At 64.9% G+C, this 23706-nt stretch carries 19 protein-coding genes and 2 tRNA genes; 6 read left to right on the top strand and 15 right to left on the bottom strand.

Annotated elements, in window-relative coordinates:
- Positions 1-33: 33 nt before the first annotated feature.
- From cysS to ACP7DE_RS11860, 3 genes are read left to right on the top strand one after another with little or no spacing between them, the layout of a single operon-like run.
- Complete coding sequence (gene cysS, locus ACP7DE_RS11870) at positions 34-1410, top strand: cysteine--tRNA ligase (RefSeq protein WP_426072296.1); 1377 nt, start codon at positions 34-36, stop codon at positions 1408-1410.
- A gap of 56 nt (positions 1411-1466) precedes the next feature.
- The gene (locus tag ACP7DE_RS11865; protein ID WP_426072295.1) at positions 1467-2045 is read left to right on the top strand and encodes a hypothetical protein; all 579 of its coding nucleotides are present in this window, start codon (positions 1467-1469) and stop codon (positions 2043-2045) included.
- Positions 2038-2589: a hypothetical protein gene (locus ACP7DE_RS11860; protein ID WP_426072294.1), complete on the top strand. Its 552-nt coding sequence runs from the start codon at positions 2038-2040 to the stop codon at positions 2587-2589. Before ACP7DE_RS11865 ends, ACP7DE_RS11860 begins: the two co-directional genes overlap by 8 nt.
- Here ACP7DE_RS11860 and dbpA read toward each other — a convergent pair.
- The 6 genes from dbpA to ACP7DE_RS11830 form a co-directional block, all read right to left on the bottom strand.
- On the bottom strand, positions 2576-4000 hold the full coding sequence (gene dbpA / locus ACP7DE_RS11855) for an ATP-dependent RNA helicase DbpA (protein WP_426072293.1): 1425 nt from the start codon (positions 3998-4000) through the stop codon (positions 2576-2578). The two genes, ACP7DE_RS11860 and dbpA, sit on opposite strands and share 14 nt — an antisense overlap.
- A gap of 105 nt (positions 4001-4105) precedes the next feature.
- Positions 4106-4342: a hypothetical protein gene (locus tag ACP7DE_RS11850; protein WP_426072292.1), complete on the bottom strand. Its 237-nt coding sequence runs from the start codon at positions 4340-4342 to the stop codon at positions 4106-4108.
- Positions 4343-4547: 205 nt separating this feature from the next.
- On the bottom strand, positions 4548-6212 hold the full coding sequence (locus ACP7DE_RS11845; protein ID WP_426072291.1) for an acid phosphatase: 1665 nt from the start codon (positions 6210-6212) through the stop codon (positions 4548-4550).
- A gap of 123 nt (positions 6213-6335) precedes the next feature.
- Positions 6336-8792 carry a TonB-dependent siderophore receptor gene (locus ACP7DE_RS11840; protein ID WP_426072290.1) on the bottom strand — a complete coding sequence of 819 codons (2457 nt, stop codon included), beginning with the start codon at positions 8790-8792 and terminating at the stop codon, positions 6336-6338.
- A 152-nt stretch (positions 8793-8944) separates the two neighbouring features.
- Positions 8945-9952, bottom strand: a complete 1008-nt coding sequence (locus ACP7DE_RS11835; RefSeq protein WP_426072289.1) for a FecR domain-containing protein — start codon at positions 9950-9952, stop codon at positions 8945-8947.
- Between the two features lies 1 nt (position 9953).
- On the bottom strand, positions 9954-10472 hold the full coding sequence (locus tag ACP7DE_RS11830; RefSeq protein ID WP_426072288.1) for a sigma-70 family RNA polymerase sigma factor: 519 nt from the start codon (positions 10470-10472) through the stop codon (positions 9954-9956).
- A gap of 325 nt (positions 10473-10797) precedes the next feature.
- On the opposite strand from ACP7DE_RS11830, the gene ACP7DE_RS11825 reads away from it, so the two are divergent.
- Positions 10798-11364: a hypothetical protein gene (locus ACP7DE_RS11825; protein ID WP_426072287.1), complete on the top strand. Its 567-nt coding sequence runs from the start codon at positions 10798-10800 to the stop codon at positions 11362-11364.
- A 78-nt stretch (positions 11365-11442) separates the two neighbouring features.
- Here the strand turns inward: ACP7DE_RS11825 and ACP7DE_RS11820 are convergent.
- The 5 genes from ACP7DE_RS11820 to ACP7DE_RS11800 all read right to left on the bottom strand — a co-directional run bounded on the left by ACP7DE_RS11820 (position 11443) and on the right by ACP7DE_RS11800 (position 14179).
- Positions 11443-11519 (bottom strand) — tRNA-Met (locus ACP7DE_RS11820).
- Positions 11520-11663: 144 nt separating this feature from the next.
- Positions 11664-11740, bottom strand: a tRNA-Met gene (locus tag ACP7DE_RS11815).
- Positions 11741-11808: 68 nt separating this feature from the next.
- On the bottom strand, positions 11809-12987 hold the full coding sequence (locus ACP7DE_RS11810; RefSeq protein ID WP_426072286.1) for a methyltransferase: 1179 nt from the start codon (positions 12985-12987) through the stop codon (positions 11809-11811).
- A 58-nt stretch (positions 12988-13045) separates the two neighbouring features.
- Positions 13046-13909, bottom strand: a complete 864-nt coding sequence (locus ACP7DE_RS11805; protein WP_426072285.1) for a hypothetical protein — start codon at positions 13907-13909, stop codon at positions 13046-13048.
- A gap of 60 nt (positions 13910-13969) precedes the next feature.
- On the bottom strand, positions 13970-14179 hold the full coding sequence (locus ACP7DE_RS11800; protein ID WP_426072284.1) for a hypothetical protein: 210 nt from the start codon (positions 14177-14179) through the stop codon (positions 13970-13972).
- Between the two features lie 178 nt (positions 14180-14357).
- On the opposite strand from ACP7DE_RS11800, the gene ACP7DE_RS11795 reads away from it, so the two are divergent.
- Positions 14358-14525, top strand: coding sequence for a hypothetical protein (locus ACP7DE_RS11795; protein WP_426072283.1), 168 nt, complete (start codon positions 14358-14360; stop codon positions 14523-14525).
- Positions 14526-14541: 16 nt separating this feature from the next.
- Here the strand turns inward: ACP7DE_RS11795 and ACP7DE_RS11790 are convergent, their stop codons facing one another.
- From ACP7DE_RS11790 to ACP7DE_RS11780, 3 genes are all read right to left on the bottom strand, one after another.
- Positions 14542-18309: an AAA family ATPase gene (locus ACP7DE_RS11790; protein WP_426072282.1), complete on the bottom strand. Its 3768-nt coding sequence runs from the start codon at positions 18307-18309 to the stop codon at positions 14542-14544.
- Between the two features lie 16 nt (positions 18310-18325).
- Complete coding sequence (locus tag ACP7DE_RS11785; protein WP_426072281.1) at positions 18326-19552, bottom strand: exonuclease SbcCD subunit D C-terminal domain-containing protein; 1227 nt, start codon at positions 19550-19552, stop codon at positions 18326-18328.
- A 67-nt stretch (positions 19553-19619) separates the two neighbouring features.
- A complete protein-coding gene (locus ACP7DE_RS11780) occupies positions 19620-22580 on the bottom strand; it encodes a PAS domain-containing protein (protein WP_426072546.1) in 2961 nt (986 codons plus the stop codon).
- A 342-nt stretch (positions 22581-22922) separates the two neighbouring features.
- Between ACP7DE_RS11780 and ACP7DE_RS11775 the strand changes: the two genes are divergently transcribed.
- Positions 22923-23294: a YajD family HNH nuclease gene (locus ACP7DE_RS11775; protein WP_010396763.1), complete on the top strand. Its 372-nt coding sequence runs from the start codon at positions 22923-22925 to the stop codon at positions 23292-23294.
- On the opposite strand, the gene ACP7DE_RS11770 is transcribed toward ACP7DE_RS11775, so the two are convergent.
- Positions 23278-23691 carry a hypothetical protein gene (locus ACP7DE_RS11770; RefSeq protein WP_426072280.1) on the bottom strand — a complete coding sequence of 138 codons (414 nt, stop codon included), beginning with the start codon at positions 23689-23691 and terminating at the stop codon, positions 23278-23280. The genes ACP7DE_RS11775 and ACP7DE_RS11770 overlap by 17 nt on opposite strands.
- Positions 23692-23706 lie beyond the last annotated feature (15 nt).

Here is a 23706-nt window from a genome sequence, read left to right as displayed (position 1 = left end):
TTTCTTTTTCCGCAACGCGCATGAAAGTTCCGCATGACACTCCATTTGTACGACACGTATAGCCGCAGCCTGCGGCCGTTTGAACCCATCGCTCCGGGCCAGGCGGGCCTGTACGCCTGCGGCCCCACCGTCTACGATTACGCGCACATCGGCAACCTGCGCACCTATCTGTTCGTCGACGGCTTGCGCCGCGCGCTCGCGTTCAACGGCTTGCAGGTGCGCCATGTGATGAATATCACGGACGTGGGTCATTTGACGTCGGACGCGGACAGCGGCGACGACAAGGTCGAAGCGCGCAGCCGGCGCAGCGGCGAGTCGGCCTGGGACATCGCCGCCGCATTCACGCGCGCGTTTGAAGAGGATTTGCGCCAGCTCAATATACTACCGCCCACCGTCTGGTGCCGCGCCACCGACCACATCGAGGAACAGATCGCGTTCATCGGCGACCTGGAAGCCAAGGGCTATACCTACCGCACCGACGACGGCATTTACTTCGACACCACGCGCCAGGATGATTATGGCAAGCTGGCGCGCCTGAAGCGCGATGGCCTGCAGGCGGGCAAGCGGGTGGACCTGGGAGAGAAGCGCGATATCTGCGACTTCGCGCTGTGGAAGTTCAGCGGCGTGCCGGGCCAGCGCCAGATGGAGTGGGACAGCCCCTGGGGTCTGGGTTTCCCCGGCTGGCACATCGAATGCTCGGCCATGGCGGAAAAGCACCTGGGCACGTATTTCGACATCCATTGCGGCGGCGAAGACCACGTGGCTGTCCACCATAGCAACGAGATCGCGCAAACGCAGGCGCGCCATGGCACGCGCCTGGCCAATTTCTGGCTGCACGGTGCTTTCCTCAAGACCCAGGATGCGAAGATGTCGAAATCCTCGGGTGACTTTTTGCGCCTGCAAAGCCTGCTGGAGCAGGGCATCGATCCGCTGGCCTACCGCTACCTGTGCCTGGGCGCCCATTACCGCAGCAGCCTCAATTTTACGGATGATGCCCTGCGCGCCGCCGCCAGCGGTCTGGCGCGCCTGCGCGTGGCCATGCATGGCTTGGGTGATGCGGACGACGATGCCGATCCGGCGTGGCTGGCGCGTTTTACGGCGTGCATCAACGATGACCTGAATTATCCGCGCGCGCTGGCCGTGGCCTGGGAACTGCTGAAAAGCGAGCTGCCGGACGCTGTGAAGAAAGCCACCATGGCCCGCTTCGATGCAGCCCTGGGGCTCGATCTGCTGGCTTGGCAGCCGGCGCAGCTGGCGGTGCCGCAGCAGGTGCAGGCATGGATGGCGGAAAGGGCCATCGCCCGCGCGCAGCGCCAGTGGGTCGAGGCGGACCGCTTGCGCGCACTGGCGCGCGCGGCCGGCTATGACATCGACGATACGCCGCAGGGCCAGCAGGCGCGCGCCTTGTGAGTGGCTTATGCGTACCGTCGGGGCATAATGGTTGCCTGATGAACGCGGGAGATGCCGTGAAGCGTAGCGTGTTGTTATTGAGTTGCTGTCTTGCCTTCTCGTCTGCCCAGGCGGCCAGCGAGTGTCCCGGCTTTCCCTCCCTGGCCACGTCGGGCGAGGCGCTGCTGGCGCAGCTGCGCGCCTTGCCGCCCGTCGGCATCGAGCGCGAGCTACAGGCGTGCGCGCCGAAAACCATCATCGATTTTGCCTACAGCGGTGGGGTGCTGTGCCGCTTTGGCGTTGACAAGGAGAGCGTGGAGGCGGCGACGGCCGCCGTCACGCGCCTGGCGGATGGCGGTGAACTGGTCGAGTATCTGTACCTGTTTCCGTATGCGCCGGACTCGCACGCGCGCTTGCTGGCGCTGCTGGCCGCGCATTTTAGCCGGCTCGACAAGGCGGCTTATCCGGCCTTCCTGCAGGCCGCCAGGCCGGGCAAGGAAACCACGGCCCTGTTTGCGCATGGCGGCTACTATATCTCGCTGGGCAAGCCCGCCGCAGGCGATTCCGCCGAATGGTATTCGAATGTGATCTTTGAAAAGATGGATCGACCTGCGCTGGGCGTGCGCAAAATCTGCCAGGACGCTGCCGATGACTGAAACTGAGGTCTTTCCGGCGGCATTGGCGGGCACCTTGGCGCGGCTGCTGCCCGCGCTGTCCGCAAGCCAGCTGCACGCGCCGTCGGCACCGTTTGAAGTGCATCAGGATGGCCGCCTGCTGCGCATTCCCGTGCGCACCTATTACCAGCGCGAGCAGCTGTTGGCCTGCACCCAGCTGGCAGGCGACGCGGGCGTGATCGCCCTGTGCCTGGGCACGCGCCATCATGACGGTCATCTGCGCGAAGCCTGTTTAAGACAGTTGCTGCTGCAGGAGCGTGCGTGGACGGTGCCGTTTGTCGTGCACCTGTGCGGCGAATACGTGCTGGAGATTGTCGAGGTGATTGGCGCGGCGCTGCCGGACTGGAATGGAGCGGCGCTGGCGCGCTATCTGCGGGAAAACCCCGCGTATGTGGCTACCCTGGAGCGGCGCAGCATCAGTTACTGGAACTGCTACTACCGCGGGCATTATCCCGTGTGGGAAGATTACCCGGGACGCAGGGCCATGGCGGCCCTGCGTGCATTGCAGCAGCTTACGCCTCGATAAAGCGCATCTTGAAGCTGCGGCCTTTGATGTTGCCAAAGTCGCGGCCCAAGGAGTTACCGGCGTTGAGGCGCTTGAAGGCTGCTTCGGCGACCTTGCGGTCGAGTGCCACGTAGGTCATGAACTCGAATACGTTGATCTTGCCCACTTGCTCCTTGGTCAGGCCCGCATCGCCCGTCAGCGCGCCCAGCAAGTCGCCCGGGCGCAGCTTGTCCTTCTTGCCGCCCATGATGCACAAGGTGACCATCGGCGCCGGCAGCGCCTCGATCCCGTCATCTTCAGCCAGTTCCTTCAGGTCGTGCCATTCGGCGGCGCTGTTCTGGTACTGCTCGATCAGCTTGACCCATTTTTTCTCGTTCGGCGCGCACAGCGACAGGGCCAGGCCCTTCTTGCTGCCGCGGCCCGTGCGGCCGATGCGGTGGATATGTACTTCCGTGTCTTTCGAGACGTCGACGTTGATCACGGCGCCCAGGTCGGAAATATCGAGCCCGCGCGCGGCGACGTCGGTGGCGACCAGCACGGAGCAGCTGCGGTTGGCGAACAGCACCAGGATTTCATCGCGCTCGCGCTGTTCCAGCTCGCCGTACAGTGCCAGCGCGGAAAAGCCTTGCTGGCGCAGTTCTTCAGCCAGTTCGCGGCAATGCACCTTGGTGTTGCAGAAAGCCAGCGTGGATTCCGGCTTGAAGTGTTTCAATAGCTTGCCGACGGCGCTATTGCGTTCGTCGAAGCCGATTTCATAGAAGCGCTGTTCAATCTTGTCGTTGTCGTGCTGCGCCTCGACCGTTACTTCCAGGGGATTGACGAGGAACGATGCCGTGGCGCGGCGGATGTCTTCCGGATACGTGGCTGAGAACAGCAAGGTCTGGCGGCGCGCCGGGCAGGCGCTGACGATGCCGGCGATTTCCTCGTAAAAGCCCATGTCCGTCATGCGGTCCGCTTCATCGAGCACCAGCGTTTGTACGTGATTCAGGTTGATGGTGCCGCGGCCCAGATGGTCGCGCATGCGGCCCGGCGTGCCCACCACGATGTGGGCGCCGTGTTCCAACGAGGCGATTTGCGGGCGCATCGGCGCGCCGCCCGTCAGGGTCAGGATCTTGATGTTGCCGGCCGCGCGGGCCAGGCGGCGCAGTTCATTGGCCACCTGGTCGGCCAGTTCGCGCGTGGGGCACAGCACCAGGCCTTGCACGGCAAACCAGGCCGGATTGAGCTTGTGCAGGATGCCGATGCCGAAGGCGGCCGTCTTGCCGCTACCCGTCTTGGCCTGGGCGATCAGGTCGCGGCCATCGAGTACCGCCGGCAGGCTTTGTGCCTGGATGGTGGTCATCTCGTGGTAGCCGAGCGAATCCAGATTGGCCAAAAAGGCGGGCGTCAGCGGCAGGCTGGAAAAAGAAGTGGTGGCGGAGGTGGTGTTCATAGGGGGCGGAGCCGGTAAAAAGCGGGTGGATGGGCACAGTCTACAGGCTTACGCCCTTGTGCGGTGGTGTGGAAGCCGGCGGCAAACGGCCGCCCGCGTGTTGTATTAATTATCGGGCGCCCAGATGGGCAAACCGGTGAGGTCAAGGCCGGCGTCGCGCGTCCATACGGGCAGGCCGGTGGCATCGGTCGGCTCCAGCAATTCGAGCTGCACCTGCTTCAAAGCCAACTTGCGCGCGCGCGCGCGGCGCTGTGGCTCCGGCGCCGGCGCTGGCGCCTCGTGCGCTGGCAGCGGGCCGAAACCGGGCAAGTCGATGGTGGCGTTGTCTTTTTTATCTCTCATTTGATAACCTCTGTCCTTGGCCTGCGACGGCCAAGGGGCGGGCAACATGCTGTCCGCCTATGTCCATACGCTTTAACTTCATCCACAAAACAAAAGCCCGGCTACAGGAGTCGGGCTCATTGTGAATATCACCGGCAGGAAAAGCAGACCTGTGGATTAAAGTGCGGCACGCAGTGTATCACAGGCATGCCGCATTGTGGGAGGCTTAGCGGAAGCTCAAGGCGCCAGTCAAGTCACCCGGTGGCAGCGCGCCGCGCGCCGCGAATGCGTCGTTGCGCACTTTCAGACCTTCGAGCAGCGGCAAGTCGTGCAGGCGCGTGATCAGGCGCAGGATAGACGTGGTGTCGTAGAAACTGTGGTCGACGGCGCCTTTCTTCGCGTAGGGCGAGACGACGATGGCGGGAATGCGCGTGCCCGGCCCCCAGCGATCGCCTTTTGGCGGCGCCACGTGATCCCACCAGCCGCCGTTTTCATCGAACGTGATCACCACGATCATGTCTTTCCACTGCGGCGATTCCTTCAGATGCTGGATGATGTTGGCAACGTGCTGGTCGCCCGACTCGATATCCGAGTAGCCGGCGTGCAGGTTCAGGTTCCCTTGCGGTTTGTAGAAGGTCACGGCGGGCAGCTTGCCCGCCACCGCGGCGGCCAGGAATTTGTTTGAAATCGGGCTGTCGCCCGTGCCACCATCGCGCAGGTGCTCGGCGCGCGCGGCAGTGCCAGGCGCGAACTGCTTGAAGTAGTTCAGCGGCTGGTGGTGGAACTGGAAGTTCGGCTTGCTGCCGCCACCCTTCTGATCGAGCGCCGCTTGCCAGCCGCCGCCATACCACGCCCAGCTGACGCCCTTGCGCGACAGCAGGTCGCCGATGGTGTCGTAGGTTTGCGGCGGCAGGGTATTCGCGTCCGCCGGGTCGGCATGCAGCGGATCGCCGTCAAAGGCGGGGCGGACATAGCTGGGCTGGTATGGCGGCGCCATGGTGTTGACGGCGTAGCCGTCCGGCGTGAGGGCGCCGTCGTTCACGTACTTCGGCTTGCCGTCCAGTGCGGAGGCGGGGCATTCGGGCGAGATCGCCAGGCGCACGCCTTGCGGGCCGTCGGACAGCACGGCGATCTTTTTCTTCGCCGCCGTATCAAACGCGTTGAAGTATTCGTTGGCGCGCCCCGTGACGAGGAACTGGTGGTTCATGTAAGAGCCGCCGAAAGCCGCCATGAAGAAGTTGTCGCACAGGGTGTACTGTTCGGCGATCTGCCACAGGTTCAGGTTTTTCGACGTTTCGCCGTAGTGGCCCATCACCAGGCCGCCGCTGTCGGCCCACGCGGCAAAGCCGTCGTTCTTGCCGCCGTTGATCTGCATCTGGTTGTTATAGAAGCGGTGTACCAGGTCGCGCGTGATGATGCTCTCGGGCAGTGGCTTGCCGGCCGCGTCGCTCAGTTTGTAGGGCGCGTTGGGCAGGCCGGAAATCTGCCCTTCCTTGATCAGGTAATCGATGCCGCCGATATTTTGCTGGTTTGGCACCAGGCCGCCCCAGATTTTCGGCAGGGTGGCCAGCGGCTTGCCGTCGCGGTCCAGCTGCTGCACCTGTTCGGCCGTGACGGCGGACAGGGGCGCGCTGGTGCCGGGGAAGTTGGCGAACAGGTTGTTGAAGCTGCGGTTTTCCAGGTAGATCACCACCACGTTCCTGACATGCGCTTTCAGTTTCGCGTCGAGCGAACCCTTGGCGATGGTTTTCTTGGCGGGCGCGGCATCGGCCAGCGCCGGCAGGCTGGCGGCCAGGCCGACTGCGGAAGCGGCCTGAAAAATGCGTCGGCGCGAGGGATTGGCGGGTTGGTCGGCCGGATCGGCTGGCAGGGCGGGGGCGAGGTCCTTCACACATTCTCCTTGGGTGTCTCTATGGGCACGGGCGTTGGCGGCAATGGCCGGCAACGCCCGTGAAGCGGGAAAATTGTATCACCGGCCCTGTGCCGATATGAAACATTCAGCCCAGCCCTGGCGCTAGAACTGATACCGCACGGTCAACGCCACCTTGCGCGCCGGGCCATACATGCCCGAGTACCACCAGTCCGATACGGACGCCGTGTACTGCTTGTCGAACAGGTTGGCCACGTTCACGGTGGCAGACAGCCTGTCGTTGACGTCGTAGCGCGCCATCAGGCTGGCCACCGAATACGCTTTCTGTTTCCAGTGCAGGGTGCTGTTGATCTGCCAGGCGTCGATGTCGGAATACACGCGGCTCTGCCAGTTCATGCCGCCGCCCACCGTCAGGTGGTTCAGCTCGCCAGGCAGCCGATAAGTGGTCCACAGCTTCACCAGGTGGCGTGGGAAGGTGGTCAGGATGGCCTTGCCGGCATTGTTTTCCGTCTGGCTGTACGACCACGAGCCCGAGATGTTCCAGCTTGGGGTGAGGGCGCCCGTCGCTTCCAGGTCCACACCCTGGGTTTTGGCGCCCTTGATGGTGCGGTTGGCGGAATTTTGGGTGCCGGGCACGGTGTAGCCCGGGTCCGATTCGGCCAGGTTGCTCTGGCGGATCTGGTACAGCGCGGCAGCCGTGTTCAGACGGCCATCGAGCCAGCCGCTCTTGATGCCCGCTTCAAAGGTCTTGCCTTCGCGCGGCGCCAGCAGCTTGCCGTGGCGGTCTTGTAATGCTTGCGGCTGATAGATGGTGGAATAACTGGCGTAGGCGCTGTGCGTGCCGTCGATGTCGAACACCAGGCCGCCATACGGCGTGAAGACGCGGCTTTCCGAGGCAGGCGACGCGCTATAAAATGGCACGGAAGGCGCGTCCGAGATGTAATTCTCGCTGTAGCGCAGCACCTTCGCGCCGGCGATCAATTTCAGGCGCTCGGAGAGATTGAAGCGCGTGGCGGCATACGCGCTAGCCTGGCGGCGCGTGCTGTCGTAGGTGACGAAGGTATCGCCAAACACGGGTGTGGCCGTGCGATTCCAGCGGTACAGGTTGGCGGGCGTGCGCTGGATGCTCTTGTCGAAGCGGCCATCCGTCGTGCTTTGAAATTCGCTGTAGTCCATGCCCAGCACCAGTTCGTGCTGGCGGCCGAACGCGCTGAAGGGGCCGCGCACATTGATGTCCACGCTGTTGATCTGAAGCTGGTAATCGCGGTAATCGGCGCTCAAGCGCAGGCCATCGCCCGTGGCTTGGTTGGCGAAGCCGTCGCTCACGTTCAGGTAGACGGCGCGCTCTTCCTGCGACGACTGCACGCGGTTGGCCGAGATTTTCAGCTTCCAGTCGTTTGCCAGCGCATGTTCCACGGTGACGAATAGGTCGGTCGAATTGGTGTCGAAGCGATTCGACGTGGCCGCCGGGCTGAAAGAGCGGGGCAGGTCCGTCATGGCGCCGTTGCTGTAGAACAGGGGAAAGCCCAGGTAGGACAGGGATCCGTTCGAGCGCTTGCGCTGGTGCGTGACGCCGGCTGTCAGCCTCGTATCGGCGGACAGGTCCGCCTCGACCACGCCGTAGACCACTTTCTTGTCGCGGCTGTAGCCGTCGACGATGCTGTCGCCTTCCTCGTACACCGTCACCAGGCGGCCGCGCACCGTGCGCGCTTCGTTGAGTGGGCCGGCAACGTCGGCCAGGATGCGCCGTTCATCATAGGAACCCAGCTCGCCCTCGACGGACGCCTGGAACTGCGGCGTCGGCTTTTTGCGCAGCATATTGATGGCGCCCGAGGCGTCACCCGCGCCCGTCATCAGGCCCGAGGCGCCGCGCAGCACTTCGATGCGGTCATACAGCGCCATGTCGGCCAGGCTTTGCGACGGGATGGCATTGAGGCCCAGGTTTTCCGAATGCGTGCTGACACCATCGAGCTGGTAATTGGTGATCGAATAGCCGCGCGAAGTAAAGCCCGTGCGCTCGCTGCCCAGCGAGAACAGGGTGATGCCCGGCGTTTGCGCCATCACTTGCGCGATGGTGCTCAAGCCCTGGTCCTGCATGCGCTGCTGCGTGATGACGCTGACCGACTGCGGCGTTTCCCGAATCGACAGGCCCAGCGGCGTGGCCGTGGCGATCGGCAGGGTGGAAACATACGCACCCGAGCCTTCCGTGGCATCCTGCCGCGCCTTGACCGACACTTCCGGCATCATCGACAGCGCTTCGCCGCCCGCCGCCGTATCGGCCGGGCGCAGCACATAGCTGCCGTTGGCGCTGCGCTCGGCCTTCAGGCCCGTGTCGCGCAGCACGCCGTTCAGGGCCGCCAGCACGTCGTGGCGGCCCGTGAGGCCAGAGGAAGTCTTGCCGCGCGTCTGTTCCGGCGTAAAACTGAGGATGACCCTGGACTGGCTGGCGACCTGGCGCAGCGCCGCTGCCAGGTCGCCGGCCGGCACCTGGAAATTCTGGCTGGCCGCTGGCGCTGCGGCGCTTTCCTGCGCCAGGGCTGGCGCCTGGGCGTTCAGGAGCAGGGCCGAACCGATGAAGACGAATTGGAGGGCATGCGCCATGCGCGTGCGCCGTGGGCGCGGCCGGGATGGGGAAGACAAAACTGGAGACATGGTTACCTTGTGGTGTAGTCGTCAAAAAGAACGTTGCCTACACAGGTCACGCGAAAAGCGAAAGCGGGTACTGTTTTTTGCGCTGGCGTCAAAATAAATCTTCAACGCTGCTGGCGCGCCTCCACCTGCACCCAGTAGCGCGTGCGCAGGCGCACGTCCACCGGTAGGGAGTCGGGCAGCGACAGCAGCACGGCGTCCAGGTCGGCCAGCGGGAAGACGCCAGAAATGCGCAGCGCGGCGACGCCATCGTCGCAGCCCAGCAAGCCGTGGCGGTAGCGGCTCAATTCATTCAGGAAGTCGCGCAGCGGCATGGCGTCGGCCAGCAGCAAGCCCTGGCGCCAGGCCCAGATGTCGGGCGAGACGGCGTGCGCAGGCAGGATGTGTTGCGCCGTCATGCCGCCGCCCTGGCCCGCCTGGATCACGTGGTTGCCGTCGCCATGGCGCGGTGTCAGCCGCACGGCGCCTTCTTCGACGGCAACCAGGGTGCTGCCTTCCGCCTGGCGCACCGAGTACCGCGTGCCGAGCGCCTGCGCGTGGCCTTGCGCGGTGTCGACGAGGAAGGGGCGGTAGGGCAGGCCCGTTTCGCGGGCGGTGGCGATGAAGACTTCGCCCTGCACCAGTTGCAACAGGCGCTGCGTGCCCGTGTAGCGGATGTTCACGGCGCTGCCGCTGTTCAAATGCAAACGGCTGCCGTCGGACAGGATCAGCTCGCGGCGTTCGCCCACGCCGGTGGACAGGTCGGCCAGCGCGGCGCGGGCAAAGCCGGGCGCATATTCCGAGCGCGCGCCGAACCAGCCCGTGATGCCGATGGTGGAGATCCACGCCAGCAGCTGCAAGCTGTTGCGCCGTGAGATAGAACGCGAGATGGGACTTGGCAGCAGCGCCTTGCGGCTGGCTTGGGCATCGAGTTGCCGCAGGCCGCCGCTGGCGCTTTCGATGTGTTTCCACGCCCGTTCATGGTCGGGGTGCGCCTGGCGCCACGCTTGCCAGGCCGCTTTTTCCGCCGGCGTGGTTGCACCACTCATCAGGGTGGCCAGCCATTCGGCGGCCTGCATGGCGATGGCCAGGTCGATGGGCTGGCCCAGTACATAGACGGTGGCGGCGCGCATGTCAGGCGGCGGCAAAATCGGGCACGGCAAAAAAGCACAGCAGATTGGCCTTGCTCAGGTATTTTTTGACGCAATGCGTGGTGGTGCCCAGTTCGGCGGCGATCTCGGCGTAGCTCATGCCGTCCAGGTGGGCCAGCAGGAAGGCGGCCTTGGCCTTGGCGGAGAGCTGGTCCAGCGCGCGGTCGATCAGCTGCAGCGATTCAAGCAGGATGGACATCGTTTCCGGCGAGGGCGCGCAGGCTTGCGGCTGGTGCCGCAGGGCGTCGAGGTAGGCCCGTTCGAGCTCTTCGCGCCGGCAGTGATTGGCCAGCAGGCGCTTGGCGATGGTGGCCAGGAAGGGGCGTGGCTGCACGATCCCGGCACTGCTGCGCGCAAGGAAAATCTTGATGAAGGTATCCTGCGCCAAATCGCCCGCCAGCCCCGCATCGTGCAGGCGGCGCTTCAGCCAGTGCAGCAGCCACGCGTGGTGCTCGGCATACAGGGCCTGGAAGTCGGACGACGGGGAAGAGGTGGACAGCATGCGGACAGGATGGGATATCTTAATCTAAATGAGAATTGTTCTCATAATAACGCAGCGGCGCACTCCATGCAATCAGGAAAACGCGGCGTTGCTGAAATGCGACTGTGCGCCCGGGCCGCGCGAGGTGGTAGCTTTGCGCTGCCGCACGGCAGATGTAAAAGTTTCCTTGGCGCAAGCTTTCATGTGAGAAAATGCGGGTTGTCGATGTGGTGCGGAGCGCAATATGATGTGGATGGTTGGCGGTGTCCTGGTTCTTTTGGTCGCCAGATTTTTATGGTTGGCCTTTTTTCATCGGGTCAACGCGATGTCGCGCCAGGCGGAATTGATGAACTGGCTCGACATCGGCCGGGTGTCGAATGCCGATGGCGGCAAGGATATTTTGTTGGCGAGAAATGAGCGCGGCGCCCGGATCGACTGGCGCACGGGCGAGGTCTGGCTGATGAATCCCAAGGTGGAGGAGTCGTTTGCCGATTTTCTCGCCGTCGAACGCTGGCTGACTTTGCGCGACATGCCGACGGCGGGCAAGCCGGCGCATGCCGCTCCTGCGCCAGCGGAGCCGGAACCGGAACCAGCGCCTGAGCCCGGGCCGGCGCGCGATACCTTGCCGGCCTTCCAGCAAAAGGTCGACGATTGCCTGGCGAAGGCGGAAGGTGGTCAGGAATTACTGGAAACGAAGCAAGCCTTCGAGGCGGGCAGCGAGTCTTACCTCGAGGCGTCGACGGAACTAAGCAAGACCGCGCTGGAGCTCGATGTCTCACCGGCGATGGTGGCCACCTTTCATATCAGCGCCTTTGCCGCGCTGGCCGAAACGGCGGGCGCCGACAAGCTGGAAAGAGTGGCGGCCAGCCTGCATGCCGCAGCCAGGCAGATCAGGGCCAGCGTCAGCGCGTAAAAGTATGGGTCAGGCCAGGCCAGGCCCGGAATGAAAAAACCGCTGAATCCCTTGCAGGAATCAGCGGTTTTTATGTATTGGTTGCGGGGACAGGATTTGAACCTGTGACCTTCGGGTTATGAGCCCGACGAGCTGCCAGACTGCTCCACCCCGCAGTCGAATTATAACCGAGTTTGTTGCATTGCGAAAGAGCGGATGCAAATAGAGGGTATTTGGCTTGCAAGATGGTCATTGACATACTGCGACGCAATGGAAAAAGCCGCTGATCCCTTTGCAAGAATCAGCGGCTTTCATGTATCTGGTTGCGGGGACAGGATTTGAACCTGTGACCTTCGGGTTATGAGCCCGACGAGCTGCCAGACTGCTCCACCCCGCAGGCGAATTATAGCGGGGTTTGCTGCAATGCGCAATGGCTCTGTATTTGGCCCGGCATTTCGCCCTTTGTCAGATCGCCGCCAGGCGCCACAGCGACGTGATTTCCTTCGAACGGGCCGCATGCAGGCTGTCCGTGGCATCCTGTGCGCGCGGGTGCGTGGGTTTCACGTCCAGGCGGTCGATGACTTTCAAGCCCGCTTGCGCTATCCATTCGAGCAATTGCGCGCGCGGCCGCAGGTCCAGATGCTCGGCCAGGTCGGACAGGATCAGCCAGCCTTCGCCGTTTGGTTCCAGATGGTCGGCCAGGCCGGCGAGGAAACCGCGCAGCATGCGGCTGTCCGGATCGTAGACGGCGTACTCGATGGGCGAGCTGGGACGTGCGGGCAGCCACGGCGGATTGCACACGACCAGCGGCGCGCGGCCGGCGGGGAACAGGTCGGCCTGCACCACGTCGACTTTGTCGAGCAAGTCGAGGCGGGCCAGGTTTTCGCGCGCGCAGGACAGGGCGCGCGGGTCCTGGTCGGTGGCGACGATGCGTTCGATGCCGCGCTGCGCCAGCACGGCGGCCAGCACGCCCGTGCCGGTGCCGATGTCGAAGGCCAGGCTGGCGCGCGGCGGCAGCGGCGCGTCAGCCACCAGGCCCACGTATTCGCCGCGGATGGGCGCAAACACGCCGTAATGCGGGTGGATGCGCTGGCCCAGGGCCGGCAGTTCCACGCCCGTGCGGCGCCATTCGTGCGCGCCGATCAGGCCCAGCAGCTCGCGCAGCGAGGCGACGAAGGCTACTTCGCCGCGGCCATACGCTTCATTGCAAGCCAGTTTCACGTCCGGCGCGCGGCGCAGCGGGATCGTGTAGTCGGCATCGAAGGGCAGCAGCAGCATGGCCAGGGTGCGGGCGCGTTGCGACTGGGCCTGGCGGTGCAGATGGAAGGCTTGCGTGGCGGATGGTTCGGGTTGCGCCAGCTTGGCGGCCTTGGCTTTTTTGCTCGGTTTGTCGTTCTTGTGGTCGGCGCGCCGCGCCAGCGCCTGCAGCAGCTGGCGCGCGTTCTGGAAGTCGCCGCGCCACAGCATGGCCGTGCCTTCGCAGGCCAGGCGGTAAGCCTGATCGGCCGTCGTGCGGTCATCGGCCATGACGACGCGCTTGGGCGGCGGCATGCCGCTTTCCGAGCGCCAGCGGGCCGAATGCTCGGCGCCGTTTTCGCTCCAGTGGATCTGCGGATGAACGGTAGGTGAAGAAGTGTCGGACATGGGATTCAATCGATAGAAGGGGGCGCGCGGCATGGTCGCCTGCGCAGGCCGTCTTCCATTATACGTCGCTGGCCGTGCTGTCTGCGGTGTCCGTGCCATAGGCGAGTGCCAGCGCACGGGCGCGCGCCTGCTCTTCCGGCGTGGATTCCGCAGCTTTCTTGCCGGCCTCGGCGGACTCGGCGGCATGGTCAGGCTGCAGCAGCTTGAGCAAACGCAAGCTCAGGTTGCCCGCCAGATCGCCATCCTTGCCGCTGGCGCTGGCGCCATCGGATTGCTGACTGAATATACTGCTGTGCAATTGCTGGTCGAGCAGCTTGAACAGGTCGTGCAGATTGCCGGCAAAGGCCGTGGCGGGCAACTCTTTGGCGGGCGGGGCGGCGTCATCGGATGGTGGGACTTCCTGCGCATCGTCTTGCGTTTGCGTCAATGCGCCCGCGCTGATGTTTGATTGATATTGCACTTCCACTTCGAAATCGAAGGTTTGCCCATCGGCCGTGGTGATCTTGCCCTTGCCGATGAAATGCGCGTTCTCATCGAGGCTGAAGGCGGCTGCGCGGCTGCTGCCTTTGGTGCCCGAGACGCTGTCGTTGCTACTGCTGAAGCTGGAACCGGCCTGCAGGTCGACCGAATCGAAGGTGATGCTGGCGCCGTCGCCGAACAACTGGCGCGTCATGCTGGTCAGAAAATCCTGCGCCACGTCGACGGTGGCGTTGCCCAGCGCATCGGTCCGTTGCGAGAGTCCCTTGGCCGACAGGTCCAGGCCATTTTTCGACAGGGCCACCACGTCTTGCGTGGTGCGTTGCATCAGGGGCGAGGCGGCCAGGCCGGACGTGCCGGCGCCCGTTTTTTGCGGCGCTTGCCCTGCCAGGGTAGTGGCGGCAGGCTGGCGCGAGCCGGAAGGGAGGGCGGGAAGGGGGGACATGAACAAATTCCGAATGAGCAAGTACTCAGTTAACGGCAGCCATGCCCCATTCTTTAACCATTAGTGGTGGTGCGACCAGCTACCGTCTGCCGACTCCAGGTAGGATTTGACGGTATCGGCCTGGCCCGTGGCGTGGCGCTTGAGTTCGCCGCATGCGCAAATGCCCTGGTAGGGCTGGATATGCGAGCAGGCGGAGACTTTTTGCAGGTAGACCTGCATCGATTTGTGACATTTTACGCACTTGAAGGTGAGGCTGCGGGCGGCTTTCATGGGGTTCCTTGAACTGTTGCGGGGCGTAGAGCTCATCTACGCGAAGGCGGCGATTTTAACGTACTCCGGCCATCGTTACACGTTGTTGCATCTGCGCCACGTACACGTCAACTGAATCCGCGCCATGACGTTGAACGTATATAGGAGGTCGTCTGACCGCCATTGAAGAGGTAGTGCCATGGACAAGCATGACAAGGAAAAGCCTGTACAGCCCGCCAAGGAGCTGGTCAGGAAGTGGCTGAAAGCGGAGCTGGCACAGCGCCGGCCCCCGCCCGACCCCGAGCAGATCCGCCGCGAACTGGGTTGGGATTTGCTCTGGCTGGGACGGGCACCTCTACCGCGATGACGCCTTTGCCACTCCGTTAGTGCACCGTCACCACGCTCTTGCCGCCGGGCCCAGGCTGCACGAGGATGCGGGTGGCGATGCGCTCCGTCATTTCCTGCACATGCGAGATGACGCCCACCTTGCGGCCCATCGCCTGCAAACCGTCGAGCGCATCCATGGCCACGCGCAGGGTTTCCGTGTCGAGGCTGCCGAAGCCCTCGTCGATGAACAGCGATTCGACGCGCACGCGGTTCGAGGACAGTGAGGCCAGGCCCAGCGCCAGGGCCAGCGAGACGAGGAACGATTCTCCGCCAGACAGCGAATGCACGGAACGCAGTTCGCCGCCCATGTCCTGGTCGCGCACCATCAGGCCCAGCGACGGATTGTTCGGGTTGTCGATGCGTTCGAGCTGGTAGCGGCGCGCCAGGTGAGTCAGATGCGCATTGGCATAGCCGAGCAGCACTTCCAGCGTGAATTGCTGCGCGTAGTTGCGAAATTTCTTGCCGTCAGCCGAACCGATCAATTCATTCAGGCTGGCCCAGCGCCGCTCGATGACGGCTTGCGCCTCGATCTGCGCCAGCATTGCCTGCGCGCTGTGGCGCCGCGCGTCGTCCTGCGCGATGGCCAGGCGCAACCGCGTCGCTTCCTGGTTGGCTGCCTGGCGTTCCTGCACCAGTGCATCGAGTGCCGAATGCAGCACGGCCACGTCCATTTCCAGTGCCTGCGGCGGCTGCTGCACATGGGCCGCCAGTTGCTGCCGGCGTTCGGCCAGCACAGAGAGCGCCGCCGTATGGCGGTCGGCGATCACTTGCAGGGCGTCGCGTTCGGCGCGCATGGCTTCCGGCGCGATGGACAGGCGCGCGCGCAGCTCTTCAAGCGTGGCGGGCGCCTGGCCGGCATGGACCTGCTGGAACTGGCGCAGCCAATCGCGCAGGGAGGCGGCGGCGCTATTTTCCTGTGCATGCAGGGCGGCCAGGCGCTGCGCCAGCTGCGCGCACGCTTCGTCGAGGCGCGTGCGTTCCTGGCTGGCCGCATGGGCTGCCGCTTGCTGCTGTACCAGCCGGTCTTTGGCCTGCGCGATGGTTGCTGCCAGGCTGCGTTCCACTTCGGCCACGCCCTGGCCTTGCCATAGTGCGTTGCGCTCCGCTTGCAGTGTCGTGAGCTGCTTGTCGACGGCGGCAAAGGCGGCGTAGGTCTCCTGCGCCGTTTGCTGTGCCTTGCCAGCGGCCAGCAGCGCCGCTTCCAGCTGCGCGGCCAGGGTCGCCTGCGCGTGGCCGCGCTTGTCCTGGTCTGCCTGTTGTTTCAGCCATTGCCTGCTTTCCGTGTCGCGCGCCGCGCGGAAGGCGGCGGGGCCGGCGCGCCAGTTATCTTTCCAGCCTTCGGCGCCTTCCACGTCGTCAAACGCGGCATCGAGCTGCGCCAGCAAGCCGTCAAGCATGCTGCGCGACGTCTCCGCCTTGTCCTGGCTGGCCGCCTGCTGCGCCTGCAACTGCGCCAGCCGTGTCTGCGTTTCGGCGACGGCGGCCGTCAGGCGCGCATGTTCGGCGCCGGCCAGTTCGTGCGCCGCCTGCGCTTGCTCGCGCCGCGCGCTGGCCTGGCGCAGCGCCGCCTCCTGCTGCGCCAGCGCCTGCAGGGCCGCCGCATTGGCCGCCAGCTGCTGCATGAGCCAGTCCGCGCGCTGGTTTTCCGGCGGCAGAGGCAGGGTGTCGGCATGCGGCTGCCATTGCGCGTGCAAGCTGTCGATGGCGGGCGGCAGGGCTGCCAGTTCCGCATCCGTTTGCGCCTGTTCGCGTGCAATCGCTGCCAGCGCCGCCCTGTGCGTGGCCAACTGCTCCAGATTGCTGCGTGCCCGCGTGCGGCAGGCCAAGACTTCATCCTGCAAGCTGGCCAGCATCGCCTGCAAATGATGGTCGGCGTCGCCAGCGTGGAGATACGGGTGTTCCAGCGCTCCGCAGACGGGGCAGGGCTGCTCGTCCTGCAAGGTGGCGCGCAGCTGCTCTACGCTGGCCGCGCATGCCGCTTCCGCGCCTTTCAATGACTTTTCCGCCTGCGCCAGACTCGCTTCCAGCAATGCCGTTTGTGCCGCTGTCGCCGCCAGCGCCGTGTTTTCCGTGTGCGTGGCTTGCGCCAGCTGGGCAGCCCTGGCTTGCCAATGCGCCAGCGCCTGCTGCTGGCGCGCCAGCTCCGTCCACGTCTTTTCCGCCGCATTCAGCTGGCGTGCATGGTCTTCCAGTTGGCCGCGCTGTTCCTGCAGCAGCTGTCCGTCAATGGCTTGCACGGCGCCAGCCGCTTCGCGCCGCTGCGCATCGTGCGCGGCGAGCGTGGCGGCGGCGGCCGTCAACGCGGCTTGTGCCTCGTGGCCCGCCTTGCCTGCCGCGCGCACCAGCTGCGCCGCTTCGGCCACTTTGGCATCGGCGGCATCGGCTTGCGCGGCGGCCTGGCCAGCCTGGGCAAATAGTTGGTCCGACAATTGCCACGATGTGGCCAGCGCCTGCCAGTGCTGGTGCGATGCCAGCCACAGTCGGCCCGTTTCCTGTTCCGCCTGCATGGCGTGCTGGCGCTGGTGCAGATCGTGCAGTGCGCTGCGCGCCGTCTCGTTGGCCTGGTCGGCGGCCAGGGCGCCATCTTGCGCCTGGCGGTGCGCCGGCAAGTAGGCTGCGATGCCCGCGTCTAGCGCCTTGGCTTGATCGAGCAGGGGCGCCGCGTCACGCTGCGCTGCTTCACTGGTCTGCAAGGCCGCCGCCGCCAGCTGCACGGCTTGCGCCAGTTGCGCCTCGCTGGCGACGGCGTGCGCCGCCTGCAGGCGCGACGTTTCCAGCGCGGCGCCGGTGCCGGCGATATCGCTGGCCAGGCGCGCCACATCATCGATGAGGGGCCGCGCCGGCTGCAGCAATTCCCACTGCGCCAGCGCCGCGCGGCGCTCTTCGGCAGCGGCCCGTTCGGCATCCGCGCGATCGAGCGCCTCTTGCGCCGTCACTACCTGGCTTTGCAGCTTGTTCGTCTCCTGGTGCCAGCGCTGCTGCAGTTCCAGCACGGCCTTGCGCAAGTCGAGGTGTTGCAGCGTGGTCTCGGCCGCACTGCACAGCGCCTCGGTCTCGGTGCGTTCTTCCGGCGACAAGGGGCGCTGGTCGGCCAGTTTTTCGCCCAGGCGTTCGAGCGCCTGTTTTTCCTTTTTCGCCCGCTCGAAGGCGCGCACGGAAATATCGGTATAGATGCTGCTGCCTGTCAGGGTTTCCAGCAATTCGCCCCGTTCATTGTCTTCCGTCTTGAGGAAGGTAGAGAATTCGTTTTGCGCCAGCAGCACGGCGCGCGTAAACTGGTCGAAGGACAGACCGATGCGTTTTTCGATCTCGTCCTTGACTTCCGTCTTGGTGCCGCCGATGGGTTGCAGCGCGGGCAACTGATGCAAGCTCATGGCGGTCGCTTGCAGCGCCCCTTCGGCCCGCGTGCGCGAGCGGCGCACGCTCCAGCGCGCGCGGTAGCTTGCGCCGTCGTTGCCGACGAAATCGACTTGCGCGTAACCGTCCGGCGTGCCGCGGCGCAGCAGTGTGCGCGTATCCTGGGCATTGACCGTTTCCTTGCCCACGTCGGGCAGGGCGCTGCCCCGGCCCAGCACCTTCAGCAGCCGCGGCGTGGCGTCGTACAGGGCCAGGCAGAGCGCGTCGAGCAGAGTGCTCTTGCCCGCGCCCGTAGGGCCGCTGATGGCGAACAGGCCGGAAGACGCCAGCGGCTCTTGCTGGAAGTCGACTTCAAATTCGCCGGCCAGCGAAGCCAGGTTCTTACCGCAGATTTTCAGGATTTTCATGGTTTTTCCGGTACAGTCAGGCGCCGGGCAGCAGCAGTTCGGCCAGGGCCGAGAGGAGTTCGGGCGGCGCGGGCCGGCCGTATTTTTGCAGGTACAGGCGGCGCAAGATGTCGTCCGGCTGCAGCTGGCCTAATTGATCGAGCGTCATGTTCTCGGGCGCACTGCTGCGCGCGGCGCTCGATGTTTCGATCTTCGCCAGGCGCACGCGCTTGCCGTCGAGCGCCGTTTCGATGCGCGTGCGCAGGCCCGGCTCGGGCGCGTCCAGGCGCACGCGCACTTCCAGGAAGGGCTGCGCTTCCGTGGGCGCATCGGGCACGTCGAGGGCGGCCAGTTGTGCCAGTACTTCGTCTATCGGTGCCGGCGTGGCCGGTACGCGCAGCAGGGGAACGGCGCGCGGCACTTCGATGGCGCGTACTTCGCGTAACTGCTCGCCGTCGATATCGAGGCACAGCACCTGGTGGCGGTAGTTCACTTCGGCGAAGGACAGGGGAATCGGGCTGCCGCAGTAGCGGATATGTTCCTGGCCGCCCACGGCCTGCGCCTTGTGCAGGTGGCCCAGCGCCGCATACGCGATGGATGCGTTGAAGATCCCCGATGGCAGCATCTCGGTGCCGCCGATGACGATGCGGCGTTCGGAATCGTTCGACATTTCGCCGCCCACCATGTGGCAATGGCCCATGGCAAGGATGGCTTGCCCGGGCTGGCGGCGCGCCAGCGCCAGGTCCGCCAGTTGGCGGTACAACAGGGCGATGCCGCCCAGGTAGGCATCCTGGGTATCGCCGGCCGGCAGCTTCGGCACGTCGCCGGGGCGCAGGAAAGGCACGGCCAGGCACCAGGCCTGCACCTGGCCATCGGCGCCCGACAAGGGCAGCAGCAAGCGTTCCAGGTCGATCTCGCCATCCTCGTCGCGCAGCAAATGGCCGATGACGTGCGTGCCATGCGCGGCCAGCAAGGGGCCGGGCGCTTCGAGCCGTCCGGCCGAATCGTGGTTGCCGGCGACGACGAGCAGTTGCAGTGCGGGCAGGCGCGCGCGCGCCTGCTGCAGGAACACGTACAACTGCTTTTGCGAGGCGGCCGACGGGTTGGCGTTGTCGAACACGTCGCCCGCCACCAGCAACACGTCGACGTGTTCGGTCACGAGCGTGTCGAGCAGCCAGTCGAGGAAGCGCTGGTGTTCGTAGCCCCTTTCAAAATTGTGCAGGGTCTGGCCCAGATGCCAGTCGGAAGTGTGCAGCAGGCGCATGGTGTGGCAAGGGTAGGGAAGACAGGCGCCAATATAGCAGGTATGGCGCCAGGCGCCAGCGGCTGGATCAAAGCACTGCGGCACCCGCGCGATAAGTGTTCCTGCCATCCTGCTTGGCCTGGTACAGCAGCACGTCGGCGCGCTGCAGCAGCACGGCGGGGGAAATATCTTCGTCACGGTAGAAGGCCAGGCCGATGCTGGCGGAAATGCGCACGGTGATGCCATCGAGTTCGAACGGCTGCTGCATGAAGGCGACGATCTTTTCCGCCAGCAGTGCCGCGTCGTCGGGCCTGCTGATCTGTTCCATGATGATGGTGAATTCGTCGCCGCCCAGGCGGGCGATGATGTCGGTGACGCGCATGGTCTGCGTCAGACGCTGGGCAAAGGCGCGCAGCAGGGCGTCGCCGGTGCCGTGGCCATGCGTGTCGTTGACAGGCTTGAAACGGTCGATATCCATGTACATGACGGCCATCAGGTGCTGTTGCTGGCGGCTGGCGTGCATGGCGTCGCTGAGTTTTTGCTGGAAGCCGGCGCGGTTCGACAAGCCGGTCAGCGCATCGACCTGGGCCAGTTTCAGCAAGCGCTGTTTTTCGCGCTTTTGCACGGTGATATCCTGGCGCATCACGTGAAAACCCGCCACCTGAAGCTTGTCTTCGCCGAGCTGCGGAATGTAGATCACTTCCATGCAGCGCTCGATGCCGTCCTTTTCATCTTCTTCCTCGAAGCTCAGGGTTTCGCCCGCCAGCACGCGTTCGATATATGGCGCCACCGTGCGGTAGCGCGCCTCGCCCACCGTATCGCGCACGCTGCTGCCCAGCGCCTGCCGGCCCGTCAGGCCGAATTCGCGCTCATAGGCGATATTCAGGAAGCGGTAGACCTGGTCGGCGTCGATATACGCAATCATGGCCGGCAAGGTGTCGGCAATGGTGCGCAGGCGCGCTTCGCTTTCCAGCAGCGCCACTTCCGATTCGCGCAAGGTGGTGATGTCGTCCAGGCTGCCCACGTAGCCTTCGATCTGGCCGTCGATGAGGATGGGAGCGATCTTCACGGAGACCCAGACCAGCCTGCCGTCGCGTTGCAGGCAGCGCAAGGTGGACTGGAACGGCGTGTGGCTGCGCATGAGCTGCTCCAGCGCCACATGCATCAGCGGGTAGTCGTCCGGGTGCACGGCGCTGGTCCAGCCGGCGCCCAGGGCGGCGGCGCGCGGCAGGCCCGTAATCGATTCGAAGGTGCGGTTGACGTAGGTGCAGCGGCGCTGGCGGTCCAGGCGCACCAGGCCGAGTGGCGAGGCGTCGTTGACAGCGGCCAGCTCGGCCTGTTTCTGGCGCAGTTCAAGCTCCTGCTGGCGGCGCTGCGAGATATCTTCGGCGATGCACAGGATATGTTCGATCTGCTGGCGCTCGTCGAACACGGGCACGGAGACGGCGCGCAGGTAGCGCAGGCTGCCATCTTGCAGTCGCAACGGTTTTTCCATATGGTCGACGACGCCGCGCTCGGCCAGGATGGCGCGGTCGTCTTCGGCATCGTGCAGGCCGAAGTCGGGTGGGAAGGCCTGGCAATCGGTCTTGCCGATGACGTCGGCGGCCAGGTGGCCGGTAATATCCTCGGCCGCCTTGTTCCACACTTCCATCTGGCCGAAATTCTCCGGGCGTGCGCTTTTCACGTAAACCAGCACGGGCAAATGGTCGATCAGCGACTGCAGGAAGCTGCGGTTATCCTGCAGCGCCAGTTCGTCGTGCTTGCGCGCGCTGATGTCGCGCGAGGTGACGGCCACGCCGTCGGTGATGGGCACCACCTGGTGGCGCAGCCAGCGCGTGCCGCCCGAGGCCAGCGTCAGCTCGAATTCATCTTCCAGCGGCTGGCCCGTTTCCATCACCCGCACGAAGCGCTTGAAAAAACGCTCGCCGCGCAGCAGCGGCACCCGCGGCAGCACACGCTGGCCCAGCAGTTCGGAGCGTGGCTTGCCCAACATGTCGGCGGCCCGCTCGTTGACGTCGGCGAAAATGAAATCTTCCACCGGCTTGTCCGGCGCGGGGCGCCAAGCCTTCAGCAGCAGCACAGCGTCGAGGCTGCCCTGATGCGCTGCGCGCAGCAAGGCTTGCGTTTCCTTGGCCTGGCGGATGCTGCGGCGCAGGCGTGCGCTCTGGCGCGTCAGCAGAGTCGTAAAGCCGGCAATGAGCACGCTGGCAGCGAGCAGCGTGCCGATATACACCAGGCGGCGGTGTTCGAAGCGCGTCAGGGCGACGGCACGGCTCACGCCCACCACGGCCAGCAGCGGGTAGCGCGGCAGCTCGCGGTAGCTGTAGATGCGTGACGTCGCGTCGATGGGCGGTTCGATCAGCAGTTCTTCGGCGGCATGCTGGGGCGGTCCGGGCATGCGGAAGTCGATGCGGTCGCTGAGGATCAATTGCTCGCCGATGCGCCCGACCGTCAGGCCGCTGTCGCGCGCCACCAGCATCAGGGCGCCATGCTCATCGAGATCCAGGCGGTCGTAATCGTCGATAAAATAAGTGGGGTCGACGAGGATAATGATGGCGCCGGCGAAGCGGCCTTGTTCATCGTTCAGGCGGCGCGCCAGGCGGATGGTCCAGTGCTTGCTGTCTGCGTCGAGCATCGGCGTGTCGACCAGGGCCGTGTCGGATGAATTGGCGGCCAGCGCCCTGAAAAATGCCTGCTTGGCCAGATTTTCCGGCAAATAGGCGTTGGCGCTGTCGATCACATTGCCCTGCGCGTCGGCCAGCGCGATCGGCAGTGCCAGCTTCGATGGCAGCACGCTGTCGAGCAGGCCCTGGCGGCGCGTGAATTCATTCAGGCGCAGGCCGCCGCTTGACTCCTCGTATTTGAGCTTGAACAACTGGGTGGCATGGTCGGTCTGGCGCAGGGTGAAACTGGTATGGTCGGCCAGGGTGCGCGCCAGCGACTGGCTGACGGCCACGGCATCGCGCACGGCACTGGCGCGCTCCTGGCCCACCTGGTAAAAGACGGCCGCCCACAGCGCCAGCAGCAATATGAGCGCAAACAGGGGCACCAAGCTGAGTCGGTACAGGCGGCGGGCAAGGCGTTGCAGGGGTCTCGTTATCGCTATCACGGGCGCTTGCAGGCTATATTCATGGAAAAGGGGAGGGGCGGCGTGGCGCGCATGATAGCCGAAATCGGCTGCCTTGCGCGTAACCCTGTTGCCGCCGCTTCCATCGTCTGTTCGCGGTCTGTCGCTAGGCTTATTTTGCGTTAAATCAAGTATCTGTGGTGCCGCGCACGCTAAAAAAAGCACGCCGGCGGCGACACTGGCTGGCGGCGTGGCAGAAAAAGTACAATTGTGCCCCCATCCTCATTAAAATGAGTGCTTCTACCGCCCATATCGAAAGTTGTCATGCAGAGTAAAAAGCCCGACGCGGCAAGACTGGACAAGATCGTGGCCGAAGCGCGCCGCGCCGCCGACCAGCGCGAGAGCGGCTACCGCGAGCGCTCGCTGAAGATGTATCCGTGGGTGTGCGGCCGCTGCACGCGCGAATTTACGCGTGCCAATGTGCAGCAGCTGACGGTGCACCACCGCGACCATAACCATGACAACAATCCGCCGGACGGCAGCAACTGGGAATTGCTGTGCCTGTATTGCCACGACAATGAGCACTCGCGCTACCTGGAAGCGGACCGTGGCGCCGGCCTGCTGTCGGCCGAGGTGGCGCCCGCCACGCACAATCCGTTCGCCGCGCTGGCCGGCCTGATCAAAAAGAAGGACTGAGCGGGCCACCGGCGCCCACTCCATGCGCATCCTGCTGACCCAAGACGATCCGCGGCAAGAAGCCGGGGCGGGCTTTGAGGCGCACCGTGCCCGCATTCAAGGTGACGCGCTGGTTCAACTGGTAGCTGCTGCCCAGGTGCAACATGGTGTAACCGTGGTCGTCGCCCAGGGCGGCCTTGGCGGCGCGCGTGGCGGCCGAGGTGCCCGGATCGCGGAAGCGCTCGCTGCGGTACTCGGCGCTCAGCCAGCCGTTCCACTCGCGCGAGATTTCAGCTCGACGCCGCCCTTGACGGCCCAGCTTGGCGCTGCGTTCCACACGCCCTGCACGGTCTGGGTGCCGAGCTGGCCGGTAGGTCTGGCGGCCCGCGTCCGCGTCGTCGGCTGCGGTGTCGTGCACCTGGGCTGCGTGCAG

The sequence above is a fragment of the Janthinobacterium sp. DSP2-3-3 genome, from assembly GCF_049897325.1.
Lineage (GTDB): Bacteria > Pseudomonadota > Gammaproteobacteria > Burkholderiales > Burkholderiaceae_D > Janthinobacterium.
This window is presented reverse-complemented; position numbering and strand designations above follow the sequence as displayed.

Coding starts and splice junctions, on each gene's coding strand:
- ACP7DE_RS11790 (WP_426072282.1), bottom strand. CDS start 18,309: ATGAAAATCCTGAAAATCTGCGGTAAGAACCTGGCTTCGCTGGCCGGC.
- dbpA (WP_426072293.1), bottom strand. CDS start 4,000: ATGAACACCACCTCCGCCACCACTTCTTTTTCCAGCCTGCCGCTGACG.
- ACP7DE_RS11840 (WP_426072290.1), bottom strand. CDS start 8,792: ATGGCGCATGCCCTCCAATTCGTCTTCATCGGTTCGGCCCTGCTCCTG.
- ACP7DE_RS11860 (WP_426072294.1), top strand. CDS start 2,038: ATGACTGAAACTGAGGTCTTTCCGGCGGCATTGGCGGGCACCTTGGCG.
- ACP7DE_RS11805 (WP_426072285.1), bottom strand. CDS start 13,909: ATGTCCCCCCTTCCCGCCCTCCCTTCCGGCTCGCGCCAGCCTGCCGCC.
- ACP7DE_RS11775 (WP_010396763.1), top strand. CDS start 22,923: ATGCAGAGTAAAAAGCCCGACGCGGCAAGACTGGACAAGATCGTGGCC.
- ACP7DE_RS11785 (WP_426072281.1), bottom strand. CDS start 19,552: ATGCGCCTGCTGCACACTTCCGACTGGCATCTGGGCCAGACCCTGCAC.
- ACP7DE_RS11795 (WP_426072283.1), top strand. CDS start 14,358: ATGGACAAGCATGACAAGGAAAAGCCTGTACAGCCCGCCAAGGAGCTG.
- ACP7DE_RS11830 (WP_426072288.1), bottom strand. CDS start 10,472: ATGCTGTCCACCTCTTCCCCGTCGTCCGACTTCCAGGCCCTGTATGCC.
- ACP7DE_RS11825 (WP_426072287.1), top strand. CDS start 10,798: ATGAACTGGCTCGACATCGGCCGGGTGTCGAATGCCGATGGCGGCAAG.
- ACP7DE_RS11850 (WP_426072292.1), bottom strand. CDS start 4,342: ATGAGAGATAAAAAAGACAACGCCACCATCGACTTGCCCGGTTTCGGC.
- ACP7DE_RS11800 (WP_426072284.1), bottom strand. CDS start 14,179: ATGAAAGCCGCCCGCAGCCTCACCTTCAAGTGCGTAAAATGTCACAAA.
- cysS (WP_426072296.1), top strand. CDS start 34: ATGACACTCCATTTGTACGACACGTATAGCCGCAGCCTGCGGCCGTTT.
- ACP7DE_RS11810 (WP_426072286.1), bottom strand. CDS start 12,987: ATGTCCGACACTTCTTCACCTACCGTTCATCCGCAGATCCACTGGAGC.
- ACP7DE_RS11835 (WP_426072289.1), bottom strand. CDS start 9,952: ATGCGCGCCGCCACCGTCTATGTACTGGGCCAGCCCATCGACCTGGCC.